This is a genomic window from Ensifer adhaerens (assembly GCF_002940685.1).
GTDB classification, from domain to species: Bacteria; Pseudomonadota; Alphaproteobacteria; order Rhizobiales; family Rhizobiaceae; genus Ensifer; species Ensifer adhaerens_E.
Genome location: NZ_PNFP01000001.1, coordinates 147,261 through 168,807 on the forward strand (window position 1 = coordinate 147,261; position 21,547 = coordinate 168,807).

The window sequence follows — 21,547 nt, forward strand, 5'->3', positions numbered from 1 at the left end:
CTGCGGAAAGGCCTGGATGTTACTCGGCCTTATCCTTCGACAAGCCGACGCGCAGGTCGGTCGCCTGATAGATAGTCTCGCCATCGGCTTTCAGCCAGCCGTCGGCGGTGCCGAGCACGAGCCGTCCGCGCATGACGCGCTTGAAGTCGATGCCGTATTCGAGAAGCTTGGTATGGGGACGCACCATGCCCTTGAACTTCACTTCGCCTGTGGACAGCGCCATGCCGCGGCCCGGCTCGCCGAGCCAGCCGAGGTAGAAGCCGGTCAGCTGCCACATGCCGTCGAGGCCGAGGCAGCCGGGCATGATCGGATTGCCCTGGAAGTGGCAGGGGAAATACCAGTCGTCCGGCCGCACGTCGTATTCGGCGCGCAGGTAGCCCTTGTCGAAGGCGCCGCCGGTCTCGGAGATCTCGGTGATGCGATGAACCATCAGCATCGGCGGCAGCGGCAGCTGGGCATTGCCGGGGCCAAACAACTCTCCACGGCCGCAGGCCAGGATTTCCTCATAGCTGAAGCTGGATTGTCTGGTCGTCATGAATGGATGTTTCCCCGCGTAACAAATTGTGTTGTCCGACCTGCTTTAGAGCAAGTTCGGCTTGAAATGAAGCGTGGCGACCCGGATCTTGCGGTTTTCCGTCCGGTCTCCATCGCTTCAGATGGCGATTTCACTCCGCCGTCGCTTACAGGATCAATGTGGGCCCGACCAGAGTTAATTGCCAGCATTCCCCGAGTTTGACCGGTTTTTCGGGCTTTGCAACGCTTGTCGAAGCCGGAATCTATTGAAAGGCGAGGGCGTAAAAGTTATATCGCGGAGGAAGTATTGTGAATTTCGCCGGGATACATGGAACGACCCTTGATGACGAAAGCAACAGAAGTGAGTTCGGAAGAAAGGCTGCGCCACTCAGGCCTGCGTCCGACCCGTCAGCGCGTTGCCCTCGCCGATCTGATCTTTGCCAAGGGTGATCGCCACCTGACCGTCGAAGAACTGCACGAGGAGGCTGTCATGGCTGGCGTGCCGGTGTCGCTCGCGACCGTCTACAATACGCTGCACCAGTTCACCGAAGCCGGTATGATCCGTGTGCTCGCCGTCGAAAGCGCCAAGACGTACTTCGACACCAACGTATCGGATCACCACCACTTTTTCGTCGAGGGCCAGAACGAGGTGCTCGACATTCCGGTGAGCAACATCCACATCGACAATCTGCCGGAGCCGCCCGAGGGCATGGAGATTTCGCATGTCGACGTGGTCATCCGGTTGCGCCGCAAGAACGGTCGCTGATCCGGCCGATCTTGGGGACTGCCGGATATCCGGCGACCACCGTCATGATGGCCGCCTCACTACGACTGGCGGCTGCTATTCCGTTACCGTCAAGGTGGCGCGCATTCCCGCTTCGTAGTGCCCCTTGATGTTGCAAAGCAGCACGTAGGATCCCGGCGTGAGCTTGGCTTTCAGCTGGCCATCGGCCCCGGGCTTCAGCTCCGATACTTCGCCAGGGGTTTCGAGCTGCTTTTCATCGATGCGATGCTTGGCGGCGATGACCTTGAGCTTCTGGTCGGCCGACTTCAGCTTCACCAGCACCATCTCGTGCTCTTCCGCCATGGCGTCGTTGTGCACCTGAAAGATGGTCTCCCCGGCTCTTGTCGTCGACTGATCGAGTGTCAGTGTCATCGGACCGCCTGCTTCACCTCCTTCGACGACCTTGATGGTCGTGGCGGCAAATGCGGGCGAGGCCATGCAAAGAAGGGCGAGTGCGGCAAGCTTGTTGCTGAAGAAACGCATGCGGTATCCCTTTCGCTGAGGCCGTCTGGGTCACGGCCGACACCGCACTGACTACGCTACCCGGGCTGTCCGTCGCCTGTCATGGACCCTGTCATGGACGGGCAGCGCGAGAGGGCCTCACATCACGTCGTCGGGATCGCGCCCTGGCAGCGCCTTGCCGGTGGGCAGCGTCCAGCCGAACTTGAGTGCGCCGCCGCGCACGACGAAGGCTGCGATGACCCCGAGCGTCGACGTTGCCACAAGCGGCAGTCCGGCGACGCTGGCAAGCACGAAGGCGCCGGCGCCGACGAGTGCTGCCGTGACATAGATTTCCGGCCGCAGGAGCACCGACGGCTCGCCGGCGAGCATATCGCGCAACACGCCGCCGAAGGTGGCCGTCAGCATGCCGGTGACGAGCGCCACCGTCGCCGAGCCTGTCGCCGCATAGCCCTTGGCGGCGCCCATGACGCTGTAGGCCGAAAGCCCGATCGCATCCAGCCAGACGAGCACCCGGTAGCGCGAATCGAAGAGATGCGCGGTGAAGAACAGCACCACCGCGACCGTGACGCAGACGAGCAGATAGGTCGGGTTGGTGACCCAGAAGACCGGCGTGGCGCCGAGCACGACGTCGCGCATCGTGCCGCCGCCGATGCCGGTCACGGAGGCGAGAAACAGGTAACCGATGATGTCGAGCTGCTTGCGCGAGGCCGAAAGCGCCCCGGTGGCGGCAAAGACCGCCACGCCGGCATAATCGAGGATTTCGAGGATCGGCATGGGCGCTCCCGGCAAGAATCGGCTTGTCATCGAAGCTGGGGCATGCCGTGCCCCGGCGTCAACTGTCTGAGGGGGGCGGCAGGATCGTCTGCGTCCGGCCGAGCAGGTAATAGGCAACGAGCCCGGTCCACTCCTTGGCGGCAGTCGTCGTCAGCTGCGCATTCAGCGAGGGCTGGGTGAAATCGAAGCCGAGCCCTACCTTGCCACTCGTGCGGTAGTCGGTCGGCCAGGGCAGGACGTCGATGCCGTTGGCGCGGAAGAGCGCGACCGAGCGCGGCATATGGTACGCCGAGGTGACGAGCGCACATTGCGTCAGCCCGTTTGCCGCCAGCAGATCCTTGGTGTAGCGCGCGTTCTCGAAGGTCGTGCGCGAATCTTCCTCGCGGATCACCCGATCGGCGGCGATACCGAACATGTCGAAGAAGGCTTTCGAGGCCAGCGCATCGCCCTCATAGGCGCCGCTGATCGAGCCATCGCCGCCGGATACGAGGATCCGTGCTTCGGGATAGCGCCTGGCGAGGCTGGCGGTCTCGATGAAGCGATCTGCCGCCTGGTTGAGCTCCGTGCCGCCGCGGCCCGCCATGACTTCGTTTTCGAAGGCGCCGCCGAGAACGATGATGCAGGAGAGCGCTGCTGGCGCCGCCGGGCGCACAAACCGATCTTCGAGCGCTTGCAGGGCGTAGGAGCCAGTCGTGGTGAACAGGCTGACGAAAAGCACCAGCGCGCCGAGGCTGCCGAGGAGGGCGCCGATGCGTCGCCAGCCGATGGCGGTCGCAAGCAGTCCGGCGATGACGGCGAGAAGCGCGAACGACAGCGGCTGCGCGGCCAGCCAGAAGATTTTCGAGATCAGAAACATGGCATCAGCTTCTGCGGTCCGCTGCTTAACAAATCATGAAGGCATCGCGGCGACGCCGGGTGTCGCCCGCCGAACAGTTGTGTGCGCTCCGCGCAAGATAGAGCGCGCATCCTGTTCATCCGAACGTTGCGTGGGCGGCTCCGGCCACCACTTTCATTTGAAGCCGAAAGGAGTATCATCCGGGAGATGACAACGATAGCGGGCTTCCGATCGCAGTTGTTTCGTGCCGCCAACGAGGTCCATGACCTCACCCCGTTGCAGGCACAACGTTTGCTTGAAGGCGCAGTGGCGCTGATCCGCTGCATGCGCGAACAAACGGGCATGGAGCCAAACACCGAAGCGCCCGACGTGACCAACATCCTTCTGGATATTGCCGGTTCCATACCCAAACGGTCCGAGCGTGAAATCCGCAACGCCTTGCTCGAGTCCGCCGACATCATCCGGTTGCTGACGATGATCCTGGATTCGCTGGACGAACTGGCAGCGGACGAGCCTTGAGAGGCGGATCTTGATCAATCGAAGGAAAGTTTGGTGGAGCTAAGCGGGATCGAACCGCTGACCTCTTGCATGCCATGCAAGCGCTCTCCCAGCTGAGCTATAGCCCCATATCGGGTTCCGGCTAGGCCGGTCCGGGAAGTTCGCCGGGCTGTTTTGCTCGGCGAGTGGCGGCTTATTACTTCCCCTTTTTGAGGATGGCAAGCCGAAAAATGCGTGGCCTGTGGATTTATTTTTTGTCCCGGCCATTTTTCTCCCGTCCGGGCCGAAAAGGCCGAGGACGGGAGCATTTCATTGTCATTTGAAGCGCTTAGACGTCTTCTTCGTCGTCCGACACGCCGATGAGGTCGCTCATGTCGTCGTCATCGTCTTCGTCGTCGGTCTGCAGGAAGGTGTCGTCATCGTCGTCGCCGTCGATTTCGACATCGTCGTCGCCGAGATCCGGCAGGTCGTCGCCGCCCGCTGCCTCATCGTCGGCATCCTCGAGCGAAACGAGTTCGACTTCGGTGTTCTCTGCATCGACTTCCGTGACGTCTTCTTCTTCTTCCTTCTCGAGCACCTTGGCGACCGAGGTTTCTTCGAAGAAGTTCAGCGGATAGGACTTGCCGGTGTAAGGCGAAACGATCGGATCACGGTTCAGATCGTAGAATTTGCGCCCCGTTTCCGGGTCGATGCGCTTTGTTCCAAGTTCCGGTTTTGCCACTGTCAAAGCCTCTTGAATGGCCGGCCGTGCCGGCGCTTGCCGGAAAACCGGCGGGTGGAAAGGGTATCAAGCTTATGATGATTAGCCGGTCCCCTTAATCGTCTTGGCTGCATCTGTCAAAGGCAAAACGCCAAAGCCCCGGCCTCGCCGGCTTTCCGGCCCCTCCCGCGCCTCCTGCGGGCCTCACCGCGCGGAGGCGAATTATGGAAACGGGCAGCAGGGGTGTGGTAGGAGTGCTCCGAAGCGGGGCATGGTTGGCCCTCGCGCTTGGAGCGCCCTTTCGGGCCAGAGGATGCCGCATGTCTCATGGATCGGGCCCGAGACCCGCCACCGCCCGAAAATCCGCCGATCTCAGCGGTACGATCCGCATTCCCGGCGACAAGTCGATCTCGCACCGGGCGTTGATCTTGGGCGGGCTTGCCAGCGGCGAGACGCGCATCACAGGCCTGCTCGAGGGCGTGGATGTGCTTGCCACCGGCCGCGCGATGCAGGCGATGGGCGCAACGATCCGCAAGGAGGCCGATGCCTGGATCGTCAACGGTGTCGGCAACGGTGCGCTGCTTGCGCCGGAAGCGCCGCTTGATTTCGGCAATGCCGGCACCGGTTGCCGCCTGACGATGGGGCTGACGGGCGTCTATGATTTCGAAGCCGTCTTTACCGGCGACGCCTCGCTCAGCCGCCGGCCGATGGCGCGGGTTATCGCCCCGCTGCGCGAAATGGGCGTGCAGGTGAGGGCGGCTGCCGGCGATCGCCTGCCGGTAACGCTTCGCGGACCGAAGACGCCGACGCCGATCACCTATCGCGTGCCCGTCGCCTCCGCCCAGGTGAAGTCGGCGGTGTTGCTTGCCGGTCTCAACGCGCCCGGCATCACCACGGTCATCGAGCCGATCATGACGCGCGATCATACGGAACGCATGCTGAAGGGATTTGGTGTCGAACTCTCTGTCGAGAGCGACGGAAGCGGCGTCCGCACGATCCACCTCGAAGGTCGCGGCAAGCTGGTCGGGCAGCAGATCGACGTGCCGGGTGATCCTTCGTCGGCGGCTTTCCCGCTGGTTGCGGCCCTGATCGTCCCGGGCTCCGACATCACGATTAAGAACGTGCTGATGAATCCGACACGCACGGGCCTGATCCTGACCCTGCGGGAGATGGGCGGGGATATCGAGGTGGTCGACAGCAGGCAGGTCGGCGGAGAAGACGTGGCGGATCTGCGCGTACGCCATTCCGAACTGAAAGGCGTCACCGTTCCGAGGGAGCGCGCCGCCTCGATGATCGACGAGTATCCGGCCCTCGCCATCGCCGCCGCCTTCGCCGAAGGCGCAACCGTGATGACCGGCCTTGACGAATTGCGGGTGAAGGAGTCCGACCGTCTCGCCGCCATCGCCGCGGGCCTGACACTCAACGGCGTCGATTGCGAGGAAGGAAAGTCTTCGCTCGTCGTGCGCGGCCGGCGCGACGGCAAGGGCCTTGGAAACGCAGCCGGCGCTGCGGTGAAGACGCATCTCGATCACCGCATCGCCATGAGCTTCCTTGTCCTCGGGCTTGCATCCGAACAGCCGGTTACCGTTGACGACATCTCGATGATCGCGACGAGCTTTCCGGAGTTCACGGAGATGATGACCGGACTTGGGGCGAGGCTTGAGTGAAGGCGGCAGGCCCAGTGAAGATCAAATGGTTTCTGACGGCCGGGGCCGTTTCGGTTCTTACGCTGCTGACACAGATCGGTGGAATCATCCTTCTCCTTGCGATCGGGCTTGCACGGCTCAAGAGAGGCGGCACTGGCATTTTTGGCCTTCTCGCACTCTTCTTGGGTCTCTATGCGGCAGGAAGCGGCCTGAGTTACGCTGTCGCACCCGTCTTCGGGCGGGTTCCGCTTCCGTGCTTCGGCGACGGCTCTCGCCTCAGGATGCAGTCGCCGATCTTCTGTGTCTTGAACCGCCAGTATGTGACGCCGAAGATGCGGGACGCGGCGATTGCCTTGTCGCAACGCATAGGCGAGGCGTTTCCGGGAACGACGACCTTGGCTCTCGATGCCAACTTTCCGTTCATCGATGGCTTCCCGCTTTTTCCGCATCTGTCGCATTCCGACGGCCGCAAGCTCGACGTGGCGTTCTTCTATCAGGATGCGGATGGCCGGTTTCAGGATCAGGCAACTCGCTCGCCGATCGGCTATTTTGCGTTTGAGGAACCGCTTCCGGGGAGCGAACTTCCGTGCCGGGATCGCGGTGACCTCTTGACCTTGCGCTGGGACTTGGGGTTCTTGCAGTCGCTGTGGCCGGCGTTGCCGCTGGAGCAAGCCCGGACCCGTGAGGCTCTTCGTTGGCTGTCCGACGAAGGCAGGGCGTTCGGTGTCGAGAAGATTTTCGTGGAGCCGCATCTGGTGCAAAGACTTGGCGTTGCGGCGGAGTCCATTCGGTTTCAGGGTTGCCGGGCCGCCAGGCACGACGACCACATACACATGCAGGTTGGAAAATGACGTTCACCATCGCCATCGACGGGCCGGCCGCAGCCGGCAAGGGCACGCTGTCGCGACGGATCGCCGAGGAATACGGCTTCCATCATCTCGATACCGGTCTGACCTACCGCGCCACGGCCAAGGCGCTTCTCGATGCCGGCCTGCCGCTCGACGACGAGGCCGTCGCCGAGACGATGGCGCGCGAGGTCGAACTGGCGGGTCTCGATCGCTCGGTGCTCTCCGCCCATGCGATCGGCGAGGCGGCGTCGAAGATCGCCGTCATGCCGGCCGTGCGCCGCGCGCTCGTCGAGGCGCAGCGCGCCTTCTCTCTGCGCGAACCCGGTACGGTGCTCGACGGCCGCGATATCGGCACTGTCGTCTGCCCGGATGCGCCGGTGAAACTCTATGTTACCGCCTCGCCGGAAGTGCGGGCGAAGCGCCGCTTTGACGAGATCGTCGGCAATGGCCAGCCGGCCGACTATCAGGCGATCTTCGAGGATGTGAAGAAGCGCGACGAGCGCGACATGGGCCGCGCCGACAGTCCCTTGCGTCCTGCCGAAGACGCGCACTTGCTTGATACGTCCGAAATGAGTATAGAGGCGGCGTTTCAGGCCGCGAAGACTTTGATCGATGCGGCCCTGATCAAGAAGATCTGAAGAAGAGCCCATCCCCGACTTGGTCAGGATCGCCCTTCTTGCATAGCCTGAAATTCCGTCCACGCGCCGGATTGCTCCTTAGATGGAGCGGACTGGGTTCAGGCCTGTTCAACACCAGCCCCCGGCGCATGTGCGTCTCCCCGCGAGATGCATGCAGGAGATTCCATGTCTGCTACCAATCCTACCCGTGACGATTTCGCCGCCCTTCTCGAAGAGTCCTTCGCGAAGACCGATCTCGCCGAAGGCTATGTTGCCAAGGGCATCGTTACGGCCATCGAAAAGGACGTCGCCGTTGTCGACGTCGGTCTGAAGGTCGAAGGCCGCATCGCTCTGAAGGAATTCGGCGCGAAGGCCAAGGACGGCTCGCTCAAGGTCGGCGACGAAGTCGAAGTCTACGTTGAGCGTATCGAAAACGCGCTCGGCGAAGCTGTTCTGTCGCGCGAAAAGGCTCGCCGCGAAGAAAGCTGGATGCGCCTGGAAGTGAAGTTCGAAGCCGGCGAACGCGTCGAAGGCATCATCTTCAACCAGGTCAAGGGTGGCTTCACCGTCGATCTCGACGGCGCCGTTGCCTTCCTTCCGCGCAGCCAAGTCGACATCCGTCCGATCCGCGACGTCACCCCGCTGATGCACAACCCGCAGCCCTTCGAAATCCTCAAGATGGACAAGCGCCGCGGCAACATCGTCGTATCGCGTCGTACGGTTCTCGAAGAGTCCCGCGCCGAGCAGCGTTCTGAAATCGTTCAGAACCTGGAAGAAGGCCAGGTTGTCGAAGGCGTCGTCAAGAACATCACCGACTACGGTGCGTTCGTCGACCTCGGCGGCATCGACGGCCTGCTCCATGTCACCGACATGGCATGGCGCCGCGTGAACCATCCGTCGGAGATCCTGAACATCGGCCAGCAGGTCAAGGTTCAGATCATCCGCATCAACCAGGAAACCCACCGCATCTCGCTCGGCATGAAGCAGCTCGAGTCGGATCCGTGGGATGGCATCGGCGCGAAGTACCCGGTCGGCAAGAAGATCTCCGGTACCGTCACGAACATCACCGACTACGGTGCGTTCGTCGAGCTGGAGCCGGGCATCGAAGGCCTGATCCACATCTCCGAAATGTCCTGGACCAAGAAGAACGTACACCCCGGCAAGATCCTGTCCACGAGCCAGGAAGTCGACGTTGTCGTTCTCGAAGTCGATCCGACCAAGCGTCGTATCTCCCTCGGCCTCAAGCAGACGCTCGAGAACCCGTGGCAGGCATTCGCGCATAGCCATCCGGCTGGCACCGAAGTCGAAGGCGAAGTCAAGAACAAGACCGAATTCGGCCTGTTCATCGGCCTCGACGGCGACGTCGACGGCATGGTTCACCTTTCCGACCTCGACTGGAACCGTCCGGGCGAGCAGGTCATCGAAGAGTTCAACAAGGGCGACGTCGTTCGCGCTGTTGTTCTCGACGTCGACGTCGAGAAGGAGCGCATCTCGCTCGGCATCAAGCAGCTCGGCAAGGATGCAGTCGGCGACGCCGCTGCTTCGGGCGAACTGCGCAAGAACGCCGTTGTTTCGGCTGAAGTCATCGCGATCAACGATGGCGGCATCGAAGTGAAGCTCGTCAACCACGAAGACATCACCTCGTTCATCCGCCGCGCTGACCTGTCGCGTGACCGCGACGAACAGCGTCCGGAGCGTTTCTCGGTTGGTCAGGTTGTCGACGCTCGCGTCACCAACTTCTCCAAGAAGGACCGCAAGATCCAGCTGTCGATCAAGGCTCTGGAAATCGCTGAAGAGAAGGAAGCCGTTGCTCAGTTCGGTTCGTCCGACTCGGGCGCTTCGCTCGGCGACATCCTCGGCGCGGCTCTGAAGAACCGCCAGAACAACGAGTAATCGTTGTCTGACATCTGAAACGAAAAACCCGCGGAGAGCGATCTCCGCGGGTTTTTCTTTGCAAGTTGGTCTGACGCGCCGAATCCGCTTGGTTTCGAGCCGCGCTCAAGGCTGAGCCGGGTGCTTAACCGAGACCGCCGAGCCTACGGTAAAGATCGTAGGCGTCGGGCGTTTCCGGAGCCTCGTCCTCCGGCATAGCCTCACCGCTCGGCTCTCCGCCGTCCGGATCGCCGTCGCTTCCCTCGTCTGCCGTCTGTTCTTCGCCGGATGCGTCTTCGCCGGAGCCTCCGGGCAGCCCGCGCGAATGGTCTTCGCCTTCCGTCTCGCTCGCGGCCGGAGGGTAGGGGATCATGGTGAAAGGGATGGCCTCGCGCGGCAGGCCGTTTTCCACCAGCCTGGCGATCATCTGCTGCACCGTCTGTTCGTCCGCGGCGCGCTGCGGGCGAATGTCTGTGGGTGTGCGCTGCGGTGCAGCGGTCTCCTCGGAGCGATCGTCGAGCAGCGACGGCAAGGCGGTGCCGGTGTCCGTTGCGGCGCGTTGGCGGGCGGCAGCGTCTGCGGCGCGCGCCGGCGTGCCGGTTTCCTTGCTCGGGGTCTGGGGCTGGGCAGCCGCTTCGTCCGTCTGCTGCGCCGCCGATCCGGGGTCACCATCGGCCGCCCCGGCAGGCAGGGCCACGCTGTCGCGGATGAGCGTCTTGATCGCTTCGGAAAGCACCCGCGCCGAGCGGGCCTCCGGTTCGTTGCGACCGGCGGTCGGGGCGGTCCTGTGGCCGTCTTCCTCTTCGGTGTCGGGCAGCGGTCCGTAGGTACCGTCGGGATCCTCGCCTTCGGTCGTGTCGGCAGCCTCCATCTCATCGGCGACATGCCCGTCGAGCGGAACTGCGTTGTCTTCGACCGGGGCTTCCGCCTCGCCATGCCCGCTCTGGGCGGATTGCACGGCCCCATCGGCCTCGATCATCGGCTCCGCCAGCGCTGCCGCTTGCGCGATCTCGCCTTCGCCCGCAAGCAGGGAGGCAGCGCCGCCGATCGGCGTATCGCCCGAGGACGCGCTCCTTGCGCCGCTGCGTGCCTCGCTCCGTTCCGCCGGTTTTTCGCCTGGGCCTTTCGAGGGAGCTTCGGGTCTGGTCTGCTCCAGATCGTCGCCCTGCGGCTCGACCGCGTCGTTGCCGACCCCGAAGGTCTTGCGCAGGACCGCCTGCAACAGCGCGACTTCACCGGCGATCGGCACCCGGGTGGCAGACGGGTTGAACGGCAGTGCCGGCTGGAGCGAAGGGTTGCGCAGAATGACGTCGCGCGCCTGGGCGGGCATGGGGGTCGCGGGACCCGGCGTGCTGGTGCCGTTGCGGATCGCCGGCAGCTCCGCCAGCAGGCCGACGCGGATGGAGAGATTGCGGCCGCCGAGCTGACGCTCCAAAAGCAACCGGTCGGACGTTGGCATCGATTCGAGGAAGGCGACCAGCCGCCGGACGAAATCGCGCCCGCCCTCCTGCGGAAGCGGAGGGAATTTCAGGATGCGCGCCAGATCCTCCATCAGCCGCACCAGTGCGTCCTTTGAGAGGATCTCGCGGCCGGAAAGATGCCGCGTCAATGCGTCGAGGATTTTCTGGATCGCTTCGCCGCGCTGGCTCGCCGTCAACGGCGCTGCGGACTGCGTTTTTGCGCTCGTGTCTTCGGTGGTGGCTGCCGCTGTTCGGGCCGCCTGGATGGGTATCAGCATTCTGGTCTCCATCTCGCTTGACCTCGGGTTGACCAGTCGTCGATCACCGACGACGCGGGCTATGCGCCTGATCGCAGTCCGTTTTCCGGCTTGCGTGCGCAGTCTTCTGCTCGTCACTTTCGGGTTGGCGCCTCATGCGCGTCATGGCCAGGGGCCAGACAGCCGCGGCTCGGCCGCGGATAGGGGAATCGGCATGATGGTTTGAGGTTAAGGGAAAGAGGTTTATGAATTCTTAACCATGTTTGGGCGCGCGGCACGTCTTAGCCCGGCTTGCGTCCGGCACGACAAGGCCTATCTTTATGGGAGCCGCCCGCAGGCCCGAACGTTGTCTGTGCCAGGAGTTTCGGATGACTGTCCGTCCCCCAAGAGCCCTAAGCCCGAATTTCTCGACGGCCGGTGCCTTCAACGTGCTTGAATACGAACTGATGTCCGAGCGCGCCGATGCGCTTGGACGGCATGGCCTCAAGGTGGAAAAGGCGCTTGCCGCGCTCGCGGCATTGGACGGGAATGTGGGCGCGGATCAGCGCGAGCGGATCCTCGACGAGGCGGCCGATGCCGTCTGGGCCTTCTTCATCCAGCGGGAAATCTGCGGCCTGCGCGACAGCCGCGATGCGGTGCGCCGCTATGGCATACCCAAAGAGGTGATGGCGCGGCTCGGTATCGTGCGCCGGAAGCCGTCAGAGGCTTAGGGCAGCGAGGCTATAGAGGCCGTTGTCGTCGAAGCGCAGCAAGGGTGGTTGTTCGCCTGTACGCCGGTCGGCGATCTCTTCCATCTCGTCCTTGAGCTGGAGTGCCCGCAGCTGCTGCTCTTCTTCGTCGAGCGACAGCTTGTCGGTTCTGCGGGTGGGATCGTCGCGCAGGCTGTTGAGCTGGGCTTCCTCGGTCGATGCAGGCTCCGCCGCGCTCTCCAGACGGTCGACGGCATTTGCGGCTTGCACAGCGCTCTGAGGCCCCTTGTCGCTCGTTTCGCCGAGCGCAACCTTCAGTGCGTCGTTTTCCGGGCCACCTGGGTTCTTGAGCGCCTCGACCACCTCCGCAAGCGACAGGCCGAGCTTGTCGAGCCCCAGTTCGTTTTCGATTTTCTCGATGGCGGGCGATTCCAGCTGCTTCAGCTGGTTCTCGATTTCCCGTGCAAAGGCGGCATCGGACTTGAACGTTTCGCGCTCGATACCGAAGAATTTCCCGACCTCACGGATGAGCACGGCGCGGTTGTTGTTGGCGTCGTTGCGAGCATGATCGAAGAAGTAGCCGTTGATCTTCTCGTTGGCGGCCTTTTGGGCGCCATCGGGCTCGACCTGTGCCCTGAGGAGCCTGCCGTCCTTTGTGCCCTTGGCCTTTTCCTCTTCCGCCGTCTGCCGCTTTTCGATGTCCTTGAGGATCGAGCCGACCAGATTGGTCGTCGCGGTGGCGGCGGATTGCTGGGTCGGAAGCAGCATGGTTCATCCCGGGCAGCATGGTGGATCGTTTCGAGACGGTAGGCCGTTGCGGTTAATGTCGGTTTAACCGGCGCCACCGAGACCTTGGGGTTTCTGCGCAGACCACGGCGCACGAAGCATAGCCTCCCGCTCACGCGGGCCGGAAAGAAAAGCCGAGACGGCGCGACCAAGCCGGGCCGGATCAGGGTCTACGTTTCGCGTCCACCGGGACCCACCGGTTCTAGCGATAGGGCGAATAACACACCTTGTAGGCGCCGCCGTAGCTCAAGAACCGGTTGGTGGCCGGATTGTACGAACGGTAGCGCGAAAGGCACCAACTGACATGCGCGTTGCCGCCACCGACGTACCGGTCGCGATAGTAGGAGTTGCCGCCGTAGTAACGACGGGGATAATAGTCGCGATAGTAGCCGTAGCGCGGGTAATAGCCGTATCGGGGATAGTACCCGCCGCCGTAATAACCGCCGCCACCATAGTAGCCGCCCGAGCCGAAGTAGAGGGTCAGGCCGGAGCCGCCATAGTAGGGGCTGCCCCATCCGCGCCGGTAGTAGGGGCCTCCCCAGCCGCCACGCCAACCGTATCCGCCATAGCCGCCGTAACGACGATGGTAGTACTGCACATTCTGCACGTCGCCCTGTGCCTTGATCTGAAGGTCGGGCACCTGAAGAGGCATCGCCTGGACAGGTCCGACGGGGGTGATCAGGGAGGCGGCGGCCAAGCTGCAGCCGATAACGAAATTGCGAAATCCCGTCATTTTGTCCTCGCTTTCGGAAGGTACTGCCTTCCGGTTGTGTCCCTGTCTGTATTACGTTTTCTTTTCTTGGTTTATTCATGGCAACGGGCAAGGAGCGCGTAGCGGAGAGCCACCGGATTTCCGTCCGTGCGTTGTCATGTCCAGAATGCGCCGGTCCGTGCCGCGCGTCACTGTAATATTTGCCCTGTTTTCCCCGAAACTAGGCAGCGGAGAATGCGATGCAGTTGAAGTTTGGTACCAGTGGCCTGCGTGGCCTTTCAGAGGAACTGAAGGGTGAGCCTTCGGCCCGCTACGCGACCGCGTTTGCGCGGTATCTTCTGACCTCGGGGCGCAGCCAGCCGGGCGATCCGATCGTGATCGCCCGCGATTTTCGCGATTCGAGCCCGGAGATTGCTGCCGTCTGCGCTTCGGCCCTTTCGCGGGAGGGGCTGCGCGTCTTCGATTGCGGGACGGTGCCGACGCCGGCGCTTGCGCTCTATGGCCGCGCATGCGGAGCGGCCGGTCTGATGATCACCGGCTCCCATATCCCGGCCGATCGCAATGGCATCAAGTTTTACCGGCCGGACGGCGAGATCGACAAGGAAGACGAGGTCGCGATCAGCCGCATCGCTGACGAAATCGCCGGTCAGGTCGCTCCGGTCGCCGATCACGGGCTTGGTGAGGATCACGCGTCCCGCGCCGCCGCCCTTTTCATCGAACGAAACCGGCAGTTGCTGCCCGCCGGCGCGCTCGCCGGCCTCAAGGTCGGCGTCTACCAGCACAGCACTGTTGCCCGCGATCTTCTCGCTGACCTGATCGCCTTCTTTGGCGCCGATGTCGTCGCCCTTGGGCGCTCGGAACATTTTGTTCCGGTCGACACGGAAGCCGTCTCCACAGAAACGATCGAGCGGCTTCAGGCGTGGGCCCGCGAACACAGGCTCGATGCGATCGTGTCGGCGGACGGCGACGGCGATCGGCCGCTGGTGGCGGACGAGAACGGCGCGCCGTTGCGCGGCGATCTCCTCGGGCTGATTGCCTGCGGCTTCGTCGGAGCGACGCTTGCCGTCACGCCGGTGACGTCGAATTCCGGCCTCGAACGCCGGGAAGGGCTCTCCGTGCTGCGCACCCGCGTCGGATCCCCCTTCGTGATCGCCGGCATGCAGCAGGCGCTCGCAGAGGGCGCCCACAAGGTCGCCGGCTTCGAGGCCAATGGTGGCACGCTGACGGCCACCCCCTTTGTCGTCAACGGCGCAACGCTCCAGCCATTGCCCACCCGCGACTGCGTCCTGCCGATCGTCGCCGCACTGGCAGCAGCGGCCGAGGCCAAACTCGCGCTGTCGGCGCTGGCCGCCTCCTATCGGCTTCCCGTGGCGCTCAGCGACCGGCTCGAAAACTTCCCGGTCGAAACCAGCGCCCGGCTGATGGCCTATCTGCGCGGCGGTGACGAAAATCTCGCGGCATTCCTGGCGCCGATCGGCCGGCCGGTTGCCGTCAGCGACATCGACGGACTGAGGGTGACGCTCGACGATGGCCGGATCATTCACTTCCGCCCCTCCGGAAATGCGCCGGAGATGCGTTGCTATGTCGAGGCGGACATGGCCGAGGCGGCTGAAGGACTGCTTTCGAGTGGTCTATCCACAATCCGGCATTGGGCAAGAACCGTCTCGAACTGAGTTTTTTGTCCTCCGACACGAAAACTTCAAAAAGCCTGTTGACACTTCGGCTCGGGCCTCTTACACACCCGCTCGTCGCCCAGATGGCGGAATTGGTAGACGCGCCAGCTTCAGGTGCTGGTACTCGCAAGGGTGTGGAGGTTCGAGTCCTCTTCTGGGCACCAAATTCCCAAACCAAGTCTCTGATTTGGTTTTGAAAAACCCCGGTTCGCCGGGGTTTTTTCGTTTCTGGAGTCAGCGTTCTTCGAGGCCCCCGGGCGCGCGTTGTCACCTACTCGATTGCACTATCCCGGTGCGACAGGTACCGTCCTGAGGTTGAAGCTTTCTGGCGTGCATTTGCCGGTACCCGGCTCTGTTTGAGCCTTGGTTTGGAGCCTTGACGGACGATCCCTGCCCGGGATCGGCAGCCTGATCGTCAGGCAAGCCATGAATCCGCACGACACAATCGCATTTTTGGTGCACGCATAGCTTGAACCTTCGAGCGTCCGTATCGATATTGCTGTGCGTGCGATAAAGTGGGAGCCTGCAAGGCGACAATCGCCGCCAGGTGAGGAACGCGAGCGGCCTCACGAGCAGGGCTCGGCCGGCGCCGGTGCGAGTGCCGCGGTGGCTTTGAGGAGGACGGAGCGATGTCTGAGACACGTCGCAAGCTGACGACGATCTTTTCCGCAGATGTCCAGGACTATACGCGACTGATGCGCGCCGACGAGGAGGGCACGCTCGCCACGTTGAAGCGCCATCGCGATGCCATGGGAAGACTCATCGAGGCGCATGAGGGCCGTGTCGTCAACACCTGGGGCGACGGCCTGATCGCCGAGTTTCCGAGCGTCGTCGAGGCCCTGCGCACGGCGATCGACGTGCAGAACGAGCTCGCCGGCTGCAACGCCAAATGCCTGCCCGACGAGCAGATGCTGTTTCGCATCGGCATCAATCTCGGCGACGTGATCGCCGAGGGTGACGATCTCTATGGCGACGGCGTCAATGTCGCCGCGCGCCTGCAGGCGTCCGCACCGGCGGGCGGCATCGTCATCTCCAACACCGTCTACGACCAGGTGCGCAACAAGGTCGCCGTCGGTTTCGATTTTCTCGGGCCGCTCGAGGTCAAGAACATCGATGGCGGGGTACCGAGTTATGCCGTACGCATCGGTGCGGTCGATATCCGTCCGGCGATTGCGAGCGAGACCTTCGGCCGGCGTACCGAAGGCGCCGCTTCGAATGCGGCTCAGCCGCGCCCCGAACCAAAGCAGATCGGGGTGATTGCGGCGATCAGGAGCGGGTCGCTCCCCGTCCTCAGCATCGTCGCGGCAGGGCTGGTCGCCCTCAACCTGCTCGCCTGGAACGGAACCTTCTGGGCCGTCTGGCCGCTGCTCGGCCTGGCGATCCTTGCCGGCCTCGCCTGGCTCAGGACCAACCCCTGGGTGGACCGTGGCATCGGCATGCTGGTGCTGTCCGGCTTGGTGCTTCTCACCATCAATCTGTTGACCTGGCGCGGCGTATTCTGGGCCATCTGGCCGCTGCTTGCCTTTGCCGTCGTCGGCGGCATCCGCTGGGTGACGCGGCAGCGCCGCAGCCTCGGCTCCTGATCTCTATCCGCGGCTCTCCGAGCCGTCCTGGGGGCCGTCGCGTGTTTCCGGACCATCATCGATGGCTGCCGGTTCTTGCGGTTCGGCGCCCAGCACTTCGTAAATCTCCAGTGCCGAGGCGCGGCCCTTGGCCTGCGCCGTGCCGAGCGGCCGGAAGTGGATCGTCCCACCCGTATGGGCAACGACCGCGCCGCTCGCCATGATCGTCGTGCCGTAGTTCTTGTTCATGCCCTCCAGGCGGGAGGCGACGTTCACCGTGTCGCCCATGGCGGTATATTGCAGCCGCTCCTTGGCGCCGACATTGCCGACGACGGCGGTGCCGGTGTGGATGCCGAAGCGTGTGCGGAACTCCGGCAGTCCTTTCTTGCGCTGTGCTGCGTTGAAGATGCTGAGCCGCTGCTGGACCGCGAGCGCGCACCGACAGGCATTCTCGGCGTGCCTGTCGTCCGCTGCCGGGGCGTTCCACATGGCAAACACCGAATCGCCGAGGAACTGGATGATCGTGCCGTCGTGCTCGCCGACCGTCTCGCTGAAGATGTCGAAATACTCCGACAGCATCGCCACCACCTCTTCGGGCGAATGCCGTTCGCTGAGCGTGGTGAAATCGTAGATGTCGGTGAAGAGCGCGGTCACCTCCTGGCGCCAGGCGGAGCGGCCGCTGAAATGTCCGGATTCGATGCCCTTGCGCACCAGTTCCTTCGGCACGTAGAGCGCGAAGGTGAAGATTGCGTCGCGCGCCCGGTTCATGGCGCCGCCGAGCGTCGAAATCTCGCTGACATGCGAGGAAACGTCGATCGGCGTGGTGAAGTCGAGATCCTGCAGCCGGTTGGCGCTGGCGGTCAGCTGGTTGAGCCCCTTGGTGATCAGATGGGCGAGGATGAGCGAGGCAAGCACGGCCAGCGCCACGACCGCACCGGAAATCGCCAGGCCCTGAACGAGCGTCTGGTTGGCCTCCGCCATCAGTTCGTCGAGCGGTGCGGCCACCACGGCACGGTTGCCGGACAGAAGCAGCGCGGATTCGAGCGGCGTGACCATGACGAGATAGGTGCGGTCTGCGACCTGAACGAAGTCCGCCTTGCCGGGTGCTGGCGGGTTGAGGCGGATGCTCTGGATCAGGGGATCGCTGTCGGCCTGCACGATCGGACTGTCCTTGTCCTTCGCCGCCATGATGCGCCGCATCATCACCCGGTCGGAATGGATGATCGGCCGACCGACGGCGTCGAGGATGAAGGACACCGAACCGGCCGTCAGCCGTTCGCGGGCGAGGAAGTCGGTAATCGTGTCGAGCACGACATCCGCGCCGATGACGATCTGCGGATTGCCGCGATGGGCCTGCGAGATCGTCATGCCGAGCGTTTCGGTCGTGGCACTTTCGTAGGGGCCGGTCGAGACTGCGGCCTTGCCGTTGACGGCGGCGCGATACCAGGGCCGGGTGCGCGGGTCGAAGCCCGACGGCGGCACGATGCGGTCGGAGAATTGCATGCCGTCCTTGTCGAGGAAGAGCACGCGCTGCAGCGGCTTGCCGCTTCCATCTACTTCGATCGACCGCACTGCAATGGCGGCACCCCGCGGCGCATCGAGCGCCATGCGCCATGCGACCTGCTTGAGGTCCACCATGTGGAAGAAGGCACCGTTGGGATAGCCGACATAGACCCCGTCGAGATGCGGCGACCGGCTGATGCCTTCGCGCAGCACCGCCACCTTGTCGGCCATGCGTTCGGGCGGCGGCACGAGGAACGAGTTGGCGACCGAAGAGACGAGGCTGACGAGCGCGGAGGTGTCACCCGAAAGCACCCCCAGCCGATCGACCAGCCGGCTCATGAAGCCGCGCATGTTGGCCTCGGCGTCGTCGATCGCGGCGTTGCGCGAACGATGGTAATCGAGCCCGACAAGCGTGGCGGAAACGACGATCAGCATCGCGACCATGACGAGGCTGAACAGCGATCGCAGCGAACTGTTCCAGCCGTCGCGTGGTTTGCCTTGTCGAGCGCCAGGCGCCGTGTCTGCCATCGGGATCTCTATCTTGCTGTGGTTCAACGGCAGCGACCTTTGCGTGTGTCGGTGGTCAAGGTCGCCGCTTGCGTTGAAACCCTATATGCGATTCCCATAAAACACGTTAATCGAAGCGATGCCGGTTCGACACCGGCCATGGCGCGATGTTTCAGTTCACCGTTACCGGCTTGGAGCGCATGCGCGCGACGGTTTCGCGCTCGGCACGCTTGCAGCGCATCGGCGGCAGCCCGCGGTCCATCAGGTCCATGTCTTCGAGCACCATGTCGCCCATCTTCTTGAACGCGCTGTCGAGTGCGCCGGCGCGGTGCGCCGAGCGCAGGAAACCCGGCAGGCGGCGAACGGGGTGGTCGAGCGGCAGGGGCTCTTGCGGAAAGACATCGCTCGCCGCCACGATATGGCCGCGCGCGACGGCCGTCATCAGCGCCTCGAAATCGACGACACCGGCACGGCTCAAGAGAATGAAGGCGGCACCCGGACGCATGCGGGCAAACGCCTTCTCGCCAAGGAAACCTTCGTTCTCGCTGGTAACGGAAGCGACGACGAAGACGAAGTCGCTTTCGCCGAGCACCGTGTCGAGCGATGCCGGTTCGACACCGTTATCCCTCAGGACCGAGGCCGGCATCCAGGGATCGAAGACGCGGATCTTCGCCCGGAAACCGGCGAGCACGCGGTTCAGCGCCTTGCCGAGATCGCCGAAGCCGATGATGCCGATCTCGGAACCGGAAAGAAGGCGTGCCGAGCGGTTGCCGTCGCCGCCCCAGAGTTCGCGGCCCTCGCGGAAGGCAAGGTCGGCATCGACGACCCCGCGCGCGATGTTGAGCGCCATGGCGAGGCCGAGTTCCGCCACCGGTTCGGCAAAGACCTGGCCGGTCGTCACCACATGGATGCCGCGCTCGAACAGCACCTCGTAGGGCATGTTGTTGATCAGGTTGCTTTCGACGTTGAGGATCGCCTTCAGCCTGCCCATGCGCTGCAGCGTGGCATGGTCGAGCGGGGGCTGGCCGATGATGTAGCTGGTGTCGGCGAGCACGTCGTCACCAAGGCCGGCGATATCGTCCGGATCGGCTTCGACGATGTGGTACCGCCGGTGCAGCTCGTTCAGCGCGTCGGGCGTGAAGATCAGATCCAGCGTGCGTGGAGCCGGCGCGCTGATGGCGAGTGGCCGGTTGCCGGCCTTGGTGTCGGACATGGTTTCTCCCCGGCGGAGCGTGGCCTCCGCTTCCCTGGGCTCAGGCTAGGAAGAAATCTGCGCCTTGCCTAGTAACCAAGGCCACGTTTTTGCCGATAGAGCGATGGCGGCAGATCGCTGCCTTGGAACACGGGCCCGTCGCCACGGCGGCAGTTGTAGATCGTATCGTAGATCGGGCCGCCGCGGGCGCTCGATTCGAACGGGTAGTTGCGGTCGACGAAGGTCTGCTCGCAGACGGTCTGGTCGCCGCCACCGTTCAGCGGATCCATCTGGCGCACGCCAGGCAGGTCCCGATAGGTCTGCGCAGCAGCCGGCATCGCCGAGAGTGTCACGGCCAGCGCCAATGTGGAAAGGGTCAGGGCGGAGGGAAGCGACGTCATTGTCAGGACTTTCGAAACGGCAGCCGGCGGGCGTAGTATGACAACGGTATCGCCAACGCCAAACTTGCGCTATAGGCCACACCACTGCGTTTGATCTGGGGATTTTCGATGGCGAATGCAATACGGTTCCACGAAGGCGACATCTCTGCGATCGACGCAGACCGCTATCGAGGCGCAATCGCGATCGACACGGAAACGCTGGGCCTCATTCCGCGCCGCGACCGCCTTTGCGTCGTGCAATTGTCTCCGGGCGATGGAACGGCCGACGTGATCCGCATCGCCGCCGGCCAGAAGGAGGCGCCGAACCTCGTGGCCATGCTCGCCGATCCGGCCCGTCAGAAGATCTTCCATTTCGGCCGCTTCGATATCGCCGTGTTGTTCCACACCTTCGGGGTAACGACGACGCCGGTCTTCTGCACCAAGATCGCCTCGCGGCTGACCCGCACCTACACCGACCGCCACGGCCTCAAGGACAATCTCAAGGAAATGCTCGACGTCGACATTTCCAAGCAGCAGCAGTCATCCGACTGGGCAGCAGAGACCCTGTCGCAGGCCCAGCTCGAATATGCCGCCTCCGACGTGCTGCACCTGCATGCGCTGCGCGACAAGCTGACGGCGCGGCTCATCCGTGATGGCCGCATCGAGCATGCCGAAGCCTGCTTCGCCTTCCTGCCGACGCGCTCCAAGCTTGACCTTCTCGGCTGGGACGAGACGGACATCTTCGCTCACAGCTGATTAAGAGCGTGACGAGAGCGTCGCTGATCAGACGCGCCGTGGAACTTCGAATTGCCGCATGGCTTTGTCCTTTGATCGCAGCCGATCAAAGGATGCCGGCATCAGGGCGTCAGGTAAAGGACGACCGCATAGCGCGCCGCCTTGCCGATCGTGACGAACAGCAGGAATAGCGGCAGCTTCATGCGCAGCAATCCGGCGACCAGCGTCAGCGGATCGCCGATGACCGGAAGCCAGGAAAGAAGCAGCACCGGCTGGCCATAGCGGGCAAAGAGAGCCTCAGCTTTTTGCCGATTGGCGGGGGAGACCGGAAACCAGCGCCGCCCCTCGAAGCGGATCAGAAAGCGCCCGAGCGCGAAATTGACGACGGCGCCGAGCACATTGCCTGATGTCGCCGCTATGAACAGGGCAGGGCGGCTTGCTTCGCCGTGCAGGGCGGCGGCCACGACTGCGGCTTCCGACATGCCGAAAAGCAGGGTTGCCGACAGGAAGGCCGCGGAAAAGACCCCGGCGAGAATTCCGAA

At 63.6% G+C, this 21,547-nt stretch carries 22 protein-coding genes and 2 tRNA genes; 11 read left to right on the top strand and 13 right to left on the bottom strand.

Annotated elements, in window-relative coordinates:
• Positions 1 to 19: 19 nt before the first annotated feature.
• Complete coding sequence (gene fabA / locus C1A35_RS00745; RefSeq protein WP_029742379.1) at positions 20 to 535, bottom strand: 3-hydroxyacyl-[acyl-carrier-protein] dehydratase FabA; 516 nt, start codon at positions 533 to 535, stop codon at positions 20 to 22.
• A 321-nt stretch (positions 536 to 856) separates the two neighbouring features.
• On the opposite strand from fabA, the gene irrA reads away from it, so the two are divergent.
• Complete coding sequence (gene irrA, locus C1A35_RS00750; RefSeq protein WP_077962967.1) at positions 857 to 1,279, top strand: iron response transcriptional regulator IrrA; 423 nt, start codon at positions 857 to 859, stop codon at positions 1,277 to 1,279.
• A gap of 75 nt (positions 1,280 to 1,354) precedes the next feature.
• Here the strand turns inward: irrA and C1A35_RS00755 are convergent, their stop codons facing one another.
• The 3 genes from C1A35_RS00755 to C1A35_RS00765 form a co-directional block, all read right to left on the bottom strand.
• Positions 1,355 to 1,780, bottom strand: a complete 426-nt coding sequence (locus C1A35_RS00755) for a plastocyanin/azurin family copper-binding protein (protein WP_104662471.1) — start codon at positions 1,778 to 1,780, stop codon at positions 1,355 to 1,357.
• A gap of 117 nt (positions 1,781 to 1,897) precedes the next feature.
• A complete protein-coding gene (locus C1A35_RS00760; protein WP_104662472.1) occupies positions 1,898 to 2,533 on the bottom strand; it encodes a trimeric intracellular cation channel family protein in 636 nt (211 codons plus the stop codon).
• Positions 2,534 to 2,591: 58 nt separating this feature from the next.
• Positions 2,592 to 3,389 carry a YdcF family protein gene (locus C1A35_RS00765; protein ID WP_104662473.1) on the bottom strand — a complete coding sequence of 266 codons (798 nt, stop codon included), beginning with the start codon at positions 3,387 to 3,389 and terminating at the stop codon, positions 2,592 to 2,594.
• A gap of 186 nt (positions 3,390 to 3,575) precedes the next feature.
• On the opposite strand from C1A35_RS00765, the gene C1A35_RS00770 reads away from it, so the two are divergent.
• The gene (locus tag C1A35_RS00770) at positions 3,576 to 3,887 is read left to right on the top strand and encodes a hypothetical protein (protein ID WP_158664938.1); all 312 of its coding nucleotides are present in this window, start codon (positions 3,576 to 3,578) and stop codon (positions 3,885 to 3,887) included.
• A gap of 31 nt (positions 3,888 to 3,918) precedes the next feature.
• Here C1A35_RS00770 and C1A35_RS00775 read toward each other — a convergent pair.
• Together C1A35_RS00775 and C1A35_RS00780 are read right to left on the bottom strand one after the other, a co-directional pair.
• Positions 3,919 to 3,994, bottom strand: a tRNA-Ala gene (locus tag C1A35_RS00775).
• A 200-nt stretch (positions 3,995 to 4,194) separates the two neighbouring features.
• A complete protein-coding gene (locus tag C1A35_RS00780; RefSeq protein WP_077962966.1) occupies positions 4,195 to 4,587 on the bottom strand; it encodes a TIGR02300 family protein in 393 nt (130 codons plus the stop codon).
• 299 nt (positions 4,588 to 4,886) lie between these two features.
• Between C1A35_RS00780 and aroA the strand changes: the two genes are divergently transcribed.
• The 4 genes from aroA (at position 4,887) to rpsA (ending at position 9,570) form a co-directional block, all read left to right on the top strand.
• Complete coding sequence (gene aroA / locus C1A35_RS00785) at positions 4,887 to 6,233, top strand: 3-phosphoshikimate 1-carboxyvinyltransferase (RefSeq protein WP_104662475.1); 1,347 nt, start codon at positions 4,887 to 4,889, stop codon at positions 6,231 to 6,233.
• A gap of 260 nt (positions 6,234 to 6,493) precedes the next feature.
• Complete coding sequence (locus C1A35_RS00790) at positions 6,494 to 7,063, top strand: hypothetical protein (protein ID WP_337441986.1); 570 nt, start codon at positions 6,494 to 6,496, stop codon at positions 7,061 to 7,063.
• Positions 7,060 to 7,698 carry a (d)CMP kinase gene (gene cmk / locus C1A35_RS00795; RefSeq protein ID WP_104662476.1) on the top strand — a complete coding sequence of 213 codons (639 nt, stop codon included), beginning with the start codon at positions 7,060 to 7,062 and terminating at the stop codon, positions 7,696 to 7,698. The genes C1A35_RS00790 and cmk overlap by 4 nt, the downstream gene beginning before the upstream one ends.
• Positions 7,699 to 7,845: 147 nt before the next feature.
• On the top strand, positions 7,846 to 9,570 hold the full coding sequence (rpsA, locus tag C1A35_RS00800; RefSeq protein ID WP_272939246.1) for a 30S ribosomal protein S1: 1,725 nt from the start codon (positions 7,846 to 7,848) through the stop codon (positions 9,568 to 9,570).
• Positions 9,571 to 9,694: 124 nt separating this feature from the next.
• Here rpsA and C1A35_RS00805 read toward each other — a convergent pair whose 3' ends face one another.
• Positions 9,695 to 11,287, bottom strand: coding sequence for a hypothetical protein (locus C1A35_RS00805; protein ID WP_104662478.1), 1,593 nt, complete (start codon positions 11,285 to 11,287; stop codon positions 9,695 to 9,697).
• A 347-nt stretch (positions 11,288 to 11,634) separates the two neighbouring features.
• On the opposite strand from C1A35_RS00805, the gene C1A35_RS00810 reads away from it, so the two are divergent.
• Positions 11,635 to 11,976, top strand: a complete 342-nt coding sequence (locus tag C1A35_RS00810; RefSeq protein ID WP_104662479.1) for a DUF6665 family protein — start codon at positions 11,635 to 11,637, stop codon at positions 11,974 to 11,976.
• On the opposite strand, the gene C1A35_RS00815 is transcribed toward C1A35_RS00810, so the two are convergent.
• The gene (locus C1A35_RS00815; protein WP_104662480.1) at positions 11,965 to 12,723 is read right to left on the bottom strand and encodes a hypothetical protein; all 759 of its coding nucleotides are present in this window, start codon (positions 12,721 to 12,723) and stop codon (positions 11,965 to 11,967) included. The genes C1A35_RS00810 and C1A35_RS00815 overlap by 12 nt on opposite strands.
• Positions 12,724 to 12,943: 220 nt before the next feature.
• Entirely contained in the window at positions 12,944 to 13,474 is a 531-nt protein-coding gene (locus C1A35_RS00820; protein ID WP_104662481.1) for a BA14K family protein, read from the bottom strand.
• Between the two features lie 218 nt (positions 13,475 to 13,692).
• Here C1A35_RS00820 and C1A35_RS00825 point away from each other — a divergent pair, with 218 nt between their 5' ends.
• The 3 genes from C1A35_RS00825 to C1A35_RS00835 all read left to right on the top strand — a co-directional run bounded on the left by C1A35_RS00825 (position 13,693) and on the right by C1A35_RS00835 (position 16,709).
• Positions 13,693 to 15,126, top strand: a complete 1,434-nt coding sequence (locus C1A35_RS00825) for a phosphomannomutase (protein WP_104662482.1) — start codon at positions 13,693 to 13,695, stop codon at positions 15,124 to 15,126.
• 77 nt (positions 15,127 to 15,203) lie between these two features.
• A tRNA-Leu gene (locus C1A35_RS00830) sits at positions 15,204 to 15,290 on the top strand.
• Between the two features lie 465 nt (positions 15,291 to 15,755).
• Positions 15,756 to 16,709 (top strand): adenylate/guanylate cyclase domain-containing protein, encoded by a 954-nt coding sequence (locus C1A35_RS00835; RefSeq protein ID WP_104662483.1) that lies wholly within the window; start codon positions 15,756 to 15,758, stop codon positions 16,707 to 16,709.
• A gap of 3 nt (positions 16,710 to 16,712) precedes the next feature.
• Here the strand turns inward: C1A35_RS00835 and C1A35_RS00840 are convergent, their stop codons facing one another.
• The 3 genes from C1A35_RS00840 to C1A35_RS00850 form a co-directional block, all read right to left on the bottom strand.
• Positions 16,713 to 18,719, bottom strand: a complete 2,007-nt coding sequence (locus tag C1A35_RS00840) for an adenylate/guanylate cyclase domain-containing protein (protein ID WP_104662484.1) — start codon at positions 18,717 to 18,719, stop codon at positions 16,713 to 16,715.
• 151 nt (positions 18,720 to 18,870) lie between these two features.
• Positions 18,871 to 19,911 (bottom strand): hydroxyacid dehydrogenase, encoded by a 1,041-nt coding sequence (locus C1A35_RS00845; protein WP_104662485.1) that lies wholly within the window; start codon positions 19,909 to 19,911, stop codon positions 18,871 to 18,873.
• A 68-nt stretch (positions 19,912 to 19,979) separates the two neighbouring features.
• On the bottom strand, positions 19,980 to 20,291 hold the full coding sequence (locus C1A35_RS00850; RefSeq protein ID WP_104662486.1) for a hypothetical protein: 312 nt from the start codon (positions 20,289 to 20,291) through the stop codon (positions 19,980 to 19,982).
• 108 nt (positions 20,292 to 20,399) lie between these two features.
• Here C1A35_RS00850 and C1A35_RS00855 point away from each other — a divergent pair, with 108 nt between their 5' ends.
• Positions 20,400 to 21,026 (top strand): ribonuclease D, encoded by a 627-nt coding sequence (locus tag C1A35_RS00855; RefSeq protein WP_104662487.1) that lies wholly within the window; start codon positions 20,400 to 20,402, stop codon positions 21,024 to 21,026.
• A 101-nt stretch (positions 21,027 to 21,127) separates the two neighbouring features.
• On the opposite strand, the gene C1A35_RS00860 is transcribed toward C1A35_RS00855, so the two are convergent.
• Entirely contained in the window at positions 21,128 to 21,487 is a 360-nt protein-coding gene (locus tag C1A35_RS00860; protein WP_104662488.1) for a YqaA family protein, read from the bottom strand.
• Positions 21,488 to 21,547: the final 60 nt, after the last annotated feature.

Excerpts from the sequence above, each read along its gene's own strand:
- fabA (WP_029742379.1), bottom strand. The coding sequence starts at position 535 with ATGACGACCAGACAATCCAGCTTCAGCTATGAGGAAATCCTGGCCTGC.
- irrA (WP_077962967.1), top strand. The coding sequence starts at position 857 with ATGACGAAAGCAACAGAAGTGAGTTCGGAAGAAAGGCTGCGCCACTCA.
- C1A35_RS00755 (WP_104662471.1), bottom strand. The coding sequence starts at position 1,780 with ATGCGTTTCTTCAGCAACAAGCTTGCCGCACTCGCCCTTCTTTGCATG.
- C1A35_RS00760 (WP_104662472.1), bottom strand. The coding sequence starts at position 2,533 with ATGCCGATCCTCGAAATCCTCGATTATGCCGGCGTGGCGGTCTTTGCC.
- C1A35_RS00765 (WP_104662473.1), bottom strand. The coding sequence starts at position 3,389 with ATGTTTCTGATCTCGAAAATCTTCTGGCTGGCCGCGCAGCCGCTGTCG.
- C1A35_RS00770 (WP_158664938.1), top strand. The coding sequence starts at position 3,576 with ATGACAACGATAGCGGGCTTCCGATCGCAGTTGTTTCGTGCCGCCAAC.
- aroA (WP_104662475.1), top strand. The coding sequence starts at position 4,887 with ATGTCTCATGGATCGGGCCCGAGACCCGCCACCGCCCGAAAATCCGCC.
- C1A35_RS00790 (WP_337441986.1), top strand. The coding sequence starts at position 6,494 with ATGCAGTCGCCGATCTTCTGTGTCTTGAACCGCCAGTATGTGACGCCG.
- cmk (WP_104662476.1), top strand. The coding sequence starts at position 7,060 with ATGACGTTCACCATCGCCATCGACGGGCCGGCCGCAGCCGGCAAGGGC.
- rpsA (WP_272939246.1), top strand. The coding sequence starts at position 7,846 with ATGCATGCAGGAGATTCCATGTCTGCTACCAATCCTACCCGTGACGAT.
- C1A35_RS00805 (WP_104662478.1), bottom strand. The coding sequence starts at position 11,287 with ATGCTGATACCCATCCAGGCGGCCCGAACAGCGGCAGCCACCACCGAA.
- C1A35_RS00810 (WP_104662479.1), top strand. The coding sequence starts at position 11,635 with ATGACTGTCCGTCCCCCAAGAGCCCTAAGCCCGAATTTCTCGACGGCC.
- C1A35_RS00815 (WP_104662480.1), bottom strand. The coding sequence starts at position 12,723 with ATGCTGCTTCCGACCCAGCAATCCGCCGCCACCGCGACGACCAATCTG.
- C1A35_RS00820 (WP_104662481.1), bottom strand. The coding sequence starts at position 13,474 with ATGACGGGATTTCGCAATTTCGTTATCGGCTGCAGCTTGGCCGCCGCC.
- C1A35_RS00825 (WP_104662482.1), top strand. The coding sequence starts at position 13,693 with ATGCAGTTGAAGTTTGGTACCAGTGGCCTGCGTGGCCTTTCAGAGGAA.
- C1A35_RS00835 (WP_104662483.1), top strand. The coding sequence starts at position 15,756 with ATGTCTGAGACACGTCGCAAGCTGACGACGATCTTTTCCGCAGATGTC.
- C1A35_RS00840 (WP_104662484.1), bottom strand. The coding sequence starts at position 18,719 with ATGGCAGACACGGCGCCTGGCGCTCGACAAGGCAAACCACGCGACGGC.
- C1A35_RS00845 (WP_104662485.1), bottom strand. The coding sequence starts at position 19,911 with ATGTCCGACACCAAGGCCGGCAACCGGCCACTCGCCATCAGCGCGCCG.
- C1A35_RS00850 (WP_104662486.1), bottom strand. The coding sequence starts at position 20,291 with ATGACGTCGCTTCCCTCCGCCCTGACCCTTTCCACATTGGCGCTGGCC.
- C1A35_RS00855 (WP_104662487.1), top strand. The coding sequence starts at position 20,400 with ATGGCGAATGCAATACGGTTCCACGAAGGCGACATCTCTGCGATCGAC.
- C1A35_RS00860 (WP_104662488.1), bottom strand. The coding sequence starts at position 21,487 with ATGTCGGAAGCCGCAGTCGTGGCCGCCGCCCTGCACGGCGAAGCAAGC.